Origin of the sequence: Desulfamplus magnetovallimortis (genome assembly GCF_900170035.1) — a bacterium.
In the GTDB taxonomy this organism is placed as follows: domain Bacteria; phylum Desulfobacterota; class Desulfobacteria; order Desulfobacterales; family Desulfobacteraceae; genus Desulfamplus; species Desulfamplus magnetovallimortis.
Genome location: NZ_LT828546.1, coordinates 64,358 through 76,112, shown reverse-complemented (window position 1 = coordinate 76,112; position 11,755 = coordinate 64,358). Strand labels below are relative to the sequence as shown.

Here is an 11,755-nt window from a genome sequence, read left to right as displayed (position 1 = left end):
AAAAAGCAATAAGATGTCGATTTTGAGTAGCTGACTGTTTTTAAAATATGTTACATCCCTTCGATTGTGGCGGGTATTCGCCATGTACGTTTTATTGAATCCTTAAATGGAAATGGAGTTAAATGTTAATAATGAAACCGGTTGTTGCCATTGTCGGTCGCCCCAATGTGGGTAAATCAACCCTGTTCAACAGGATTACGCGTTCAAGAGATGCTCTGGTGGATGACTTTCCTGGTGTAACAAGGGACAGGCATTATGCCGACACCATGTGGAATGAAAAGGAGTTCACCCTTATTGACACCGGCGGTTTTCTGCTTTCTGATGATGATGTTTTTGCAACTGAGATTCGTCAGCATGTTGAGATTGCAGTGGATGAAGCTGATGTAGTGGTGCTTGTACTGGATGGAAGATCAGGGCTTTCTCCGTTTGATACAGATCTTGCTGATATTCTTCGCAGGAGCGAGAAAAAAGTCTTCTATCTTATTAATAAGGTAGAAAACAACAGTCAGCGTCATGCCATGCCGGAATTTTATTCACTTGGAGTTGATAAATTCTATTCGGTGTCGGCAGAACACGGTATAGGAATCTCTGATTTTATGGATGATCTGGCAAATGCGTTACCCCATTATGACCCAGATAAAGATGGGAATAACTCTGGTGGCAATCAGGAACAAAAAGAGATATGCATTGCTGTGGCAGGTCGTCCTAATGTTGGAAAATCCTCACTTATAAACAGGCTCTTTGGTGAAGATCGACTTGTTGTAAGTGAAAAGGCAGGAACAACAAGGGATGCTGTGGAGCTTGTTGTGGAACATGGGGGATGTCGCTTTCGCCTTATTGATACTGCCGGCATCAGGCGTAAAGGAAAAGTAAAAGAGAAAATTGAAAAATTTTCCATCATAAAATCCCTTAAAAGTCTTGATGTTTGTGATGTGACTTTGATTCTGATTGATGCTTCCGAAGGTATTACAGATCAGGATATAACAATTGCAGGTTATGCCCGGGACAGGGGATGCGGAGCACTTTTTTTAATCAATAAATGGGATCTTCTGGAGCAGGATGAAAAAGATCAGAAGAAGTTTATGAATGATCTTAGGATGAAAGCCAAGTTCTTATCATATGCCCCTGCAATGACAATTTCTGCATTGACTGGCCTTAGAACACACAAGATTTTCTCAATGGTGGAAAAAATCTATGATGAGTACTCATACAGGATAAACACAGGACTTCTCAACCGTATTATTGAGGATGCTCTTTTCAGGGCAGAGCCATCTTTGCACAAAGGAAAACGCCTCAAGTTTTACTACTCCACACAGGTTGCAGTAAAGCCGCCATCCATTGTCTGTTTTGTCAATTACCCCGATGCTGTGCATTTTTCTTACAAAAGATATCTTCTGAACCAGATAAGAGAGATGGCAGAACTTGAATACACCCCCATAAATCTATATTTTCGGGAGCGTACCGGAAAGATAGATTTTTCTTCAAAAACTCCCAATACAACCGCAAACATAAGATATGCCAGGAAAAAGGAGAGAAAGAACGTAAAGCGTCAAAAAGAGCGCACGGAGCAGCAGCGCCGTAAGAGGATAAGGGAAAAAGATGCTCAGAAATATTGATAATTTACCTGTTTATTCATCTGTTGCTGAAAATACTAAACCTTCATAGCCCAAAGCTTAGCCCATCCCCGATTATGAAAAACATGAGGGGTATTGTGGCATCCTTCATATCAGATTAACTCAAAATCGACATCTATAACATCTTGAGCCTTGTCAATACTGTCTGAATCAGGATTCCCAAGATTAACAGGATAAGGCAGGATTATCTATCCTGAGCATCTTGTTTATCCTGCTTATCCTGATTCAGACAAATTCAGTAAATGGAAAAAAAGCAATAAGATGTCGATTTTGAGGATTAAAGAACTTTACACTTCTTTTCTAGAGTAGAGACGCAATGCATTGCGTCTCTACAGTTGGGTTATTTTGCCATTGGAAAAGTGTAAACCGGTAAATGAAGGATGCCGGTATTTTTATGATAAAGGCAGCAAAAATGTTAGTAATGTAAATATTATGGTGTATTATGGATCTTTTTGAGATAAAGGAGAATGAAGGCACTGATTTTTTTCAGCCTTTGGCCTACCGCATGAGGCCAAATTCCCTTGATGAACTTCTTGGACAGGAGAATATTGCCGGAAAAGGCTCCCTTTTGCAGAGGGCAATTGCAGCTGATAAACTTTTTTCAATGATTTTATGGGGCCCTCCTGGTTGTGGAAAGACAACCCTTGCCAATATCATTGCAAAGGAGACAAGCTCTCACTTTACTGAGCTTTCTGCTGTGCTTTCAGGAGTCAAGGATATAAGAGAGGTTATTGAACGTGCAAATGAACGCAAACGATTGTACAGAAAAAGAACCCTTCTTTTTGTTGATGAGATCCATAGATTCAACAAGGCTCAACAGGATGCGTTTCTTCCCCATGTTGAAAAAGGTACTATTACCCTTGTTGGTGCCACAACTGAAAATCCATCATTTGAGGTTATTCCCGCTTTGATTTCAAGATGCAGGGTTATAAGGTTTAACCGTTTGAGTCATTCCGATTTGAAAAAACTTATGAACAGGGCGCTTTCAGACAAGGAAAAAGGTTTGGGCTACATGGATCTCAAATGCACTGAAGCTGCCATGGATCTTATGGCATCCTTTGCAGACGGCGATGTAAGGGTTGCCCTTACAAACCTTGAAACTGTTGCACTTTTTGTAGCTTCACAAGAAAAAGAGACCATTGATGTCGAGGAAATTGAAAAATCTCTTCAGAAAAAAGCCCTTCGTTATGACAAATCAGGTGAAGAGCACTATAACCTTATTTCAGCCTTTCACAAGAGCCTCAGAGGAAGCGATCCTGATGGCGCACTTTACTGGCTTACCCGTATGATTATGGCAGGGGAGGATCCATTCTATATTTTAAGGCGTATGGTAAGGTTTGCCACAGAAGATGTGGGAATGGCAGATCCCGGAGCATTGACAGCAACTCTCAACGCCCTTGAGTCCTTCAGATTTCTGGGGCATCCGGAAGGGGATGACGCAATTGCCCAGGCTGCTGTTTATCTTGCAACTGCTCCTAAGAGTAACAGTATTTATAAGGCATTTGGAAAAGTAAGGAAAGTTGTTGAAGAGACAGGGTATCTGCCTGTTCCCATGCATATAAGAAATGCACCCACCCGTATGATGAAGCAGGCTGGATATGGTGCAGGCTATAAATATGCACATGACTATGAGGAGGGGTATGTTCCACAGAAGTACCTTCCCAGCGAGTTAGATAATTATCGTTTTTATGAACCCAGTGACAGGGGGTATGAAAAAAGTGTTGCACATCGTCTTGATGTATGGGCTGCATTGAAGAAAAAAAATGGTCATACATGAGTTTTTGGTATTATCCCAAAATTGTTGATGTGTTCAATATTTATGTAAAGACAAGGCATGCCTTGTCTCTACGTTGCAGATAATCCTAAAATTAAGTCTTGAAAGTGCACTACCCTTTTTTAAGTGATCATCAATGTCTGGATTCTTTACCGTGAAAATGACTATCATTTTTATATTTGGGGGTGATTGATACGTAATCAATCATGCCTGTTTAACACAATCCATTCTTGAAAAAAATATCAATTTTTGATATGTCAGTCCATTGTAATTTAACTATTGAACAGCAATCCCGGGCATACCTTACAGCTCATAAAGATGAGATCTTTAAATGAAGCATGTCCAATCTGGAGGCATTAATTATGAGAGAAGTTGTTATTGTCAGCGGTGCAAGAACTGCTGTTGGAGCTTTTGGCGGTACACTTAAACCTGTGTCTGTTGTTGAGCTTGGATCGAAAGTAATGAAAAGTCTTCTTGTAAAGGCAGGTCTGAGGCCTGTTGCAGGGAAGCTTGTAGATGGTGGCCCCGATGCTCTCAAAGATCAGGGGATGATTGATCTTGAACAAAAGGGATATGATTATGATGAATCCCTGACGCCTGTACAGATTGATGAAGTTATCATGGGCAATGTTCTCCAGGCAGGACAAGGCCAGAATACTGCAAGGCAGGCCATGATTGCAGCAGGTATCTCCCGCTATACAACAGCATTTACAGTTAACAAAATTTGCGGTTCAGGACTTAAGGCCATTGCCCTTGCAGCACAGGCCATTAAAGCCGGAGATGCTGATGTGGTTCTTGCCGGCGGGCAGGAGAGCATGAGTAACGCACCCATGGCTCTTCTTAATGCAAGATGGGGACATAGAATGGAATTGACCGGGGTGGGTAATGTTCACGACCTTATGGTTTATGATGGGCTTTATGAGATCTTTTATGGGTACCATATGGGATTAACAGCAGAAAATATTGTTGAAAAATACGGAATTACCCGTCAGGAACAGGATGAACTTGCCCTTTTGAGTCATACCCGTGCCTTTGCTGCTGTGCATGATGGCACATTTGATGAAGAGATCGTGCCCATTACCATTAAGTCCAGGAAAAAAGAGATTGTAGTGGACAAGGATGAGCGCCCCATGGAGACAAGCATGGAGCAGTTGGCAAAACTGAGACCTGCCTTCAGAAAAGATGGCAGCGTTACAGCCGGTAATGCTTCAGGCATTAATGATGGTGCGGCAGCAGTTCTTCTGATGAGTGAAGAGAAGGCAGATGAAATGGGGCTTGAAAAACTTGCCAGAATCAAAACCTTTGCATCTGGAGGACTTGACCCAGCTTATATGGGACTTGGACCTGTGCCTGCTGTAAATATGGCTCTGAAAAAAGCCTCCATGGATATCAAGGATATTCAATTGATAGAGCTTAATGAAGCTTTTGCTGCCCAGGCCATTGGTTGTATGAGAGAGCTTGGCATTGATGTTGAAAAACCCAATGAGCTTGGAAGCGGCATCTCCCTTGGACATCCAATCGGCTGTACAGGTGCCCGTCAGATGGTTACAGCTATTCATCAGATGAAGCGGAAAGGATACTCAACCGGTCTTGTCTCAATGTGCATTGGCGGTGGTATGGGCATGGCAATGGTCATTGAGCGCTGATACTGAAAAAAGGGATAGAGAAGAGCTTTTGCTTTACTTGTAGCTGATCTGGTGCTACATAATATGTTTGGTTTTAGTTGTCTTTTTTGATACGGATTGCATTCTCTTTCTAAGGCGTGGAAAGATTATTCCATACGCAAAATAATTATCTTAAGATATGTAAGGATTATGTAATCCTTTTAACCGAGGAGATTTCTCTCCTAAATACTGTCAGGGTGTGTATTATGGATATCAGCAGAAAAATTGGTATTATGGTTTTTACCGCAGTTCCGGCTATTATGGGTGGTGGTATTGTCTATCATTTTTTTGGCGGTTTCACAGAAGTAATTATATTTGAAGCTCTTCTTTATCTTGCTGCACTTGGGTGTATCAGCAGATAGTATGGAGTTTTTTTGAGGTATCTGTGTCTGATTGTTTTGCCCTTAAAAAAACGGCATGCTTCATTTCCCAGTTTACACTTTCCTGAGAGAAAGCTCTGAGTGGTGGGAATCTCTCACAAAAAAATGTAAAGTACTGTTGGGTTCATATGAAGGATGCCAAAAAATCCTTAAGGCAACAGCATTGATCTTCCGCCCCTTCTCCATGACTGGAGAGGGGGATGGAGGATATATCCACGATGGTTAAACCTTGAACGATGCATCTGTTCTTTGTCGAGGCTTTAATTATTCGGGTTGGACGGAATTCGGGAATGTGCGTTTACTCAAGATCACATCCTGCTCCATTTCTTCTTCTTACCTACCTTAGCTTCCCATGGTGTTTTTTTGATTTCACTGCTGGTGGCATTCAACAGGGCATCTGCAAAAGTTGTAAACTCTAAAGGTGGTTCCCCTGAAATTTACAGTTTTTTAATAATAATGGCATGATTCATGATAATTTTACACTTTTTAAAACCAAACTACTGCATTGTCAAAGCTAAAAATTAGGGTTCGGTGAATTGTAGAGACAAGGCGTGCCTTGTCTCCACGTTGCAGATACCCCTAAAATTAAGTGCTGACAGTGTACTACGTTTTTTAGGGTGTCTCCTCAAAAGGGTGTCTCCCCCAAATAGGTGTAAATTGCTTTTTAGGGATATGAATGTTGCCAAAAAAATGATACTTTGATTGTGGCGGTGAGCCGCTATGGACGTTTATAAGAAAGTCCCCGTCTTTTAAGGCTCTAAAGGACTTTCATGATTCGTTGTGGCAGATGGATCTGCCATGGCCGTTATATAAACGTTTGATTATATAAACGTTTGAGTTGTAAATATTTCAAACAAGATTTCAGCAGCGGATTTGTCGTGGCTTTGATAAAGGAAAATTAATGATAGAAAAAGATGATAATGTTACAAGTATTGAGAAGGAGATGAAGCAATCCTATCTCGAATACGCCATGAGTGTTATTATCGGCAGAGCACTTCCGGATGTCCGTGATGGGTTGAAACCTGTGCATCGCCGTGTGCTTTTTGCCATGCGTCAGTTGAAGAATGACTGGAACAAGCCTTACAAGAAATCAGCCCGTGTGGTGGGTGATGTTATTGGTAAATATCATCCCCACGGAGATTCTGCTGTTTATGATACTATTGTCAGAATGGCCCAGAATTTTTCTTTGAGATATACCCTGGTAGATGGACAGGGTAACTTTGGTTCTGTTGATGGTGATTCTCCTGCAGCCATGCGTTATACTGAAATCAGGATGCGCAAGCTGGCTCATCAGATGCTTACAGATCTTGAAAAAGAGACAGTTGACTGGGTCCCTAACTATGACGAGACAATGGAAGAACCTTCTGTGCTTCCAACAAAATTTCCTGCACTTCTTGTGAATGGCTCGTCTGGTATTGCCGTTGGAATGACCACAAATATTCCACCCCATAACATAGGGGAAGTGTGTGATGCCATTATGGCTTTGCTTGATAATCCTGAGCTGGATATCCCGGATATAATGCAGTATATTCCCGGCCCTGACTTTCCTACCTACGGCATTATACACGGAAAAAAAGGCATATATGACGCCTATACCACAGGTCGGGGTGTCATCACTGTTCGTGCCAAGATGGAAGTGGAGGTGAATAGTAAGACAAAAAAAGAGACTATTGTTGTAACAGAGCTTCCATATCAGGTAAACAAAGCCCGCCTTGTAGAGAAAATTGATGAGCTGATGCGTGAAAAGGTAATTGAAGGAGCATCCTTTGTAAGGGATGAATCCGACCGTCAGGGAATGCGCATTGCAATTGGCCTGAAGCGTGACCAGATAGCAGATGTTGTTATCAACCAGCTTTACAAACATACTTACATGCAGACAGGCTTTGGTATTATTTTTCTTGCTGTTGTAAACAAACGACCCCAGCTTTTTACCATAAAGGAGATTCTTGAACACTTTATTGAGCACAGAAAGGAAGTTATTGTAAGAAGAACCCTTTTTGATTTGAAAAAGGCTGAAGAGCGGGCACATATACTTGAGGGGCTTAAAAAAGCCCTTGATCACCTTGATGAGATTGTGGCGCTTATAAGGGCTTCAGCATCACCGGATGAAGCAAAGGAAGCCCTTACCGACGTAAATACTTTTGCTTTTTCCATGATTCAGGCCCAGGCAATTCTTGAGATGCGACTCCAGCGTCTTACAGGTCTTGAAAGGGAAAAAATTGTATCAGAGTATGAGGCAATTTTAAAGGATATTGCCTGGTTTAATGAGATTCTTGGAAGTGAGGCTGTGGTAAGAGGAATCATCAAGGATGAGATGATTGAGCTTAAAACAGAGTATTCAGACGATCGTAGAACAGAGATAGTTGAAGACTCCGGCGAGATTAACATAGAAGATCTTATTGCAGAAGAGGATATGGTTGTGACCATATCGAGAAGCGGATATATCAAACGAAATCCTGTCTCCTTATATACAAGCCAGCACAGGGGCGGCAAGGGTAAGATGGCCATGGGCACAAAGGAAGATGACTTTGTTGAACATCTATTTGTGGCTTCTACCCACCATACCTTTCTTTTTATAACAAATATGGGCAAGGTCTATCAGTCCAAGGTCTATGAACTTCCCATGGCAGGACGTTCAAGCCTTGGCAAGGCCATAGTCAATCTCCTCAATTTTGATGAAGGGGAACAGCTTGCCACTGTACTTACTGTGCCGGAATTTGAAGATGATAAATATGTCATCATGGCAACCAGAATGGGGCGGGTAAAAAAGACAGACCTTATGGCCTACTCAAGACCAAGATCAGGTGGTTTGATCGGAATAAAGCTTGCTGATGATGATGAGCTTATTGCAGCCAGAATCAGTGATGGAACAATGGATATTTTTCTTGGTTCCAGGGCAGGTAAGGTGATACGCTTCCATGAGCAGGAGATTAGAACCACAGCAAGAGGTTCAATGGGAGTTCGGGGAATGCGTATAGATGAAGATGGCCAGGTTGTGGGAATGGAGGTTTTAAGCCATGGCAAGACACTGTTGACGGTTACAGAGAACGGATATGGCAAGAGAAGTTATATTGAGGATTACAGAGCACAGACCCGTGGTGGAAAAGGGGTCTTTTCAATCCGTACATCTAAACGTAACGGTATGATGGTAAATCTTCTTCTTGTGGAAGAGAGTGATGAGTTGATGCTTGTAACTGACAAGGGAAAACTTATCCGTACCCATGTTGAAGGCATCTCCATAATAAGCAGAAACACCCAGGGTGTCAGATTGATCAATCTTTCTGATGATGAAAAGCTCATTGCAGTGGCACGACTGCCCGAAGATGAGAGAGATTCTGACAATATTTCTGATGAAGATAATAATATTACATCTGGTGAAAATGATCAGACAGCTAAAGATAACAAAAAGATGAGGGAGCCAGAGAGCCTTTTGATGGAGGATGCTTTCCTTGAAACCAGAGGTGACGAGGAAGACGAGGATATTCTTGAGCCAGATGAAGATGATCTTGAGTCAGATGAAGATGATCTTGAGTCAGATGAAGATGATCTTGAGCCAGATGAAGATGATCTTGAGTCAGATGAAGATGATCTTGAGCCAGATGAAGATGATCTTGAGTCAGATGAAGATGATCTTGAGTCAGATGAAGATAATGAAGACCAGGATTCTCTTGAATAAGATGAAGACAGTGGAGTTTTGGAAGAAGATTTATTGTCTTTTAAAAAAACGGGAAATGGCAAGAATATATTGAACAATGGCACAAATTGATACAAATAAAAAGGGAGATGGTCACAGGCAGCGTCTCAGGGAGAAGTTTTTTCAGAACGGACTGGCAGGTTTTCTGGACTATGAAGTAGTTGAACTTTTATTAACACTTAATACACCTCGCAGGGATTGCAAGGAGAGCGCAAAGCTTTTGCTCAATCGCTTCAAGACCCTTCAGGGAGTGTTTGAGGCAAATCCGGAAGAACTTTCCAGAGTTAAGGGTGTAGGACCTGCCAATATTTTCGGACTGAAACTGATCAAAGAGGTTGCTGACCGTTACCTTCAGAAAAAAATTATCCACCAGGATGTTATCAGCAACTCCCGTGACTTGATCGACTATCTGAGGCATGCCATAGGCCAGCGAACAAGAGAGGTTTTTGCAGGTATTTTTCTTGATGCCAAAAATCGGGTGAACGGGCTTGAGATCCTTTTTCAGGGCACTTTAACAATGAGTGCTGTCTATCCCCGGGAGGTATTAATAAAGGCACTTGAGCACAGGGCTGCATCTGTTATTTTTGCACATAACCATCCATCAGGTGATTTTTCTCCTTCACCTGAAGATATTGCCATTACAAGAAGACTGCTTTTTGCCTGTCGGCATGTTGGTATAACTGTTCATGAACATGTAATCACTGGAAACAGTGGTTTTTACAGTTTTGCTGACAATGGATATATTGCGGAGTTTAACAGGGAGTTTGAAAAAAATGGTTGAGGATAATGATGGAACAAGGCGTCTGAATGGTTTGTATTGTCCTGATTGTTTTGGTGATCTTGAAAAGGTATTTCCCATGGGAACCCATGGCTTGAGGGAGACCCCCGATGACTGCATGTATCTTTGTGCCCATAAAACAGCGTGCCTCAGAGCTGCAATGTCAGGTGAAAGGGGCATCCCTGTAAGGGAGAATCTGATTAAGCGGAATGAGAGACCAGGCTTTGCCGGCTTTTTTGAACGCTGGGCAAAAAAAAAGAGCCTTCACAGAGAAAAGATCAAAACCGGCTATAAAGAGAGGGAATAGAGATGCAATCAGTCAGATCGCTGGATGTTTCCGGCAGACAGGTTATGGTTAGAGTTGACTACAACATTCCCATGGATGGAGATGGAAGAATAACAGATGATAACCGGATAAAGGCCACATTGCCTCTTTTAGAATATCTTATTGAACAAAAGGCAAAAGTGATTCTGATTTCCCATATGGGAAATCCAGGGGGCAAGGCGATTTCTGCGTTGAGTCTTGCTCCTGCTGCAACACGTCTTTCTGAGCTTCTTAAACGGAAGGTTGAGTTTGCAGAGGATTGCCTGGGAAGTAAGACGTCTGATAAAATCTCTCTTATGTCAGGGGGAGATGTTATACTTCTGGAAAACCTGCGTTTTCATGATGGAGAAAAATCAAACGATCCCCATTTTGCAGAACAGCTTGCTTCCCTGTGCGAGATATATATAAATGATGCTTTTTCCGTATCCCACAGAAAACATGCATCTGTTGTGGCTCTACCTTCCCTTGTGAAAGATTCTGCTGCAGGGTTTCTCCTTGAAAAGGAGATGCAGTGTTATCATGATGCCATGCATAACCCGGGAAGGCCACTTGTTGCTGTCATAGGCGGAGCAAAGGTTTCAAGTAAACTCGAGGCTTTGTATAATATGCTCAACCACGTTGATGTCATGCTCATTGGTGGCGCCATGGCCAATACTTTTGTTAAGAGCTTGGGGGTTGGTACTGGAGACTCTATGGTGGAGAATGATCTTCTGGAGACGGCTCAAAATATTATACAGCAAGCTAATAAAAAAGGGGTTTCTCTATTTTTGCCTGTTGATTTTGTTGTGGCTGACTCCTTTGATAAAGATGCAGAAAAAAAAGTGGTCAAGCTTAATCATGAAAAGATGAATCAATTTGTCAGTATAAATATTGATAATGTTGATCAGAAAAAGACTGATAAGTTTGATCATAAAAAGACTGATAAGTTTGATCAGAAAAAGATTGAGAAGTTTGATAATAAAAATTTTGGTATATCCGCTCAAAGCTCTGAGTCAACTGTTGATGAATTAAACCATAACGGACTGCCTGATGGCTGGATGGTTATGGATATCGGCCCTGAAACTGCATCTATATTTGCAGATGAAATTGCAAAGGCTTTAACCATAGTCTGGAACGGTCCCATGGGGGTATTTGAGATGGAGCGATTCTGTGATGGGACAAGGATTGTTGCAAATGCCATAGGCGCAGCCGAAAAAGCTTTTTCAATAGTTGGAGGTGGAGATACCGGCCTTGCAGCAAAAGTGTGTGATGTTGCAGACAAAATAAGCTATATATCCACAGGTGGCGGGGCATTCCTTCATCTCATGGAGGGGAAAGAGTTGCCAGGGGTTGCAGCTCTTAATAAAGTCTCATGATTGCGAGGGCATCACAATGATGGATGAAAGTCTTCATAAAAACAGCCATTTGCGGGGACTTTCATATAACGTACATGGCTGATGATCGCCACAATCGAAAAAATGAAAGTCGTTTTAAAAACAGGCTGTTACCGAGACTTTCATATAACGG

At 41.9% G+C, this 11,755-nt stretch carries 8 protein-coding genes; all 8 read left to right on the top strand.

Annotated features, from left to right (window positions below; translation table 11 throughout):
* The first annotated feature begins 131 nt into the window (after positions 1–131).
* The 8 genes from der to MTBBW1_RS13260 all read left to right on the top strand — a co-directional run bounded on the left by der (position 132) and on the right by MTBBW1_RS13260 (position 11,604).
* The gene (der, locus tag MTBBW1_RS13290; protein WP_080804263.1) at positions 132–1,616 is read left to right on the top strand and encodes a ribosome biogenesis GTPase Der; all 1,485 of its coding nucleotides are present in this window, start codon (positions 132–134) and stop codon (positions 1,614–1,616) included.
* 460 nt (positions 1,617–2,076) lie between these two features.
* Positions 2,077–3,411: a replication-associated recombination protein A gene (locus MTBBW1_RS13285; RefSeq protein ID WP_080804262.1), complete on the top strand. Its 1,335-nt coding sequence runs from the start codon at positions 2,077–2,079 to the stop codon at positions 3,409–3,411.
* A 359-nt stretch (positions 3,412–3,770) separates the two neighbouring features.
* Complete coding sequence (locus MTBBW1_RS13280; protein WP_080804261.1) at positions 3,771–5,054, top strand: thiolase family protein; 1,284 nt, start codon at positions 3,771–3,773, stop codon at positions 5,052–5,054.
* A 224-nt stretch (positions 5,055–5,278) separates the two neighbouring features.
* A complete protein-coding gene (locus MTBBW1_RS28385; RefSeq protein ID WP_186441266.1) occupies positions 5,279–5,434 on the top strand; it encodes a hypothetical protein in 156 nt (51 codons plus the stop codon).
* A gap of 919 nt (positions 5,435–6,353) precedes the next feature.
* Positions 6,354–9,128, top strand: a complete 2,775-nt coding sequence (gyrA, locus tag MTBBW1_RS13275) for a DNA gyrase subunit A (RefSeq protein ID WP_080804260.1) — start codon at positions 6,354–6,356, stop codon at positions 9,126–9,128.
* A gap of 76 nt (positions 9,129–9,204) precedes the next feature.
* Positions 9,205–9,927 (top strand): RadC family protein, encoded by a 723-nt coding sequence (radC, locus tag MTBBW1_RS13270; RefSeq protein ID WP_080804259.1) that lies wholly within the window; start codon positions 9,205–9,207, stop codon positions 9,925–9,927.
* Positions 9,920–10,231, top strand: a complete 312-nt coding sequence (locus tag MTBBW1_RS13265; RefSeq protein ID WP_080804258.1) for a hypothetical protein — start codon at positions 9,920–9,922, stop codon at positions 10,229–10,231. The genes radC and MTBBW1_RS13265 overlap by 8 nt, the downstream gene beginning before the upstream one ends.
* A 2-nt stretch (positions 10,232–10,233) precedes the next feature.
* On the top strand, positions 10,234–11,604 hold the full coding sequence (locus MTBBW1_RS13260) for a phosphoglycerate kinase (protein WP_080804257.1): 1,371 nt from the start codon (positions 10,234–10,236) through the stop codon (positions 11,602–11,604).
* Positions 11,605–11,755: the final 151 nt, after the last annotated feature.

Coding starts and splice junctions, on each gene's coding strand:
- der (WP_080804263.1), top strand. CDS start 132: ATGAAACCGGTTGTTGCCATTGTCGGTCGCCCCAATGTGGGTAAATCA.
- MTBBW1_RS13285 (WP_080804262.1), top strand. CDS start 2,077: ATGGATCTTTTTGAGATAAAGGAGAATGAAGGCACTGATTTTTTTCAG.
- MTBBW1_RS13280 (WP_080804261.1), top strand. CDS start 3,771: ATGAGAGAAGTTGTTATTGTCAGCGGTGCAAGAACTGCTGTTGGAGCT.
- MTBBW1_RS28385 (WP_186441266.1), top strand. CDS start 5,279: ATGGATATCAGCAGAAAAATTGGTATTATGGTTTTTACCGCAGTTCCG.
- gyrA (WP_080804260.1), top strand. CDS start 6,354: ATGATAGAAAAAGATGATAATGTTACAAGTATTGAGAAGGAGATGAAG.
- radC (WP_080804259.1), top strand. CDS start 9,205: ATGGCACAAATTGATACAAATAAAAAGGGAGATGGTCACAGGCAGCGT.
- MTBBW1_RS13265 (WP_080804258.1), top strand. CDS start 9,920: ATGGTTGAGGATAATGATGGAACAAGGCGTCTGAATGGTTTGTATTGT.
- MTBBW1_RS13260 (WP_080804257.1), top strand. CDS start 10,234: ATGCAATCAGTCAGATCGCTGGATGTTTCCGGCAGACAGGTTATGGTT.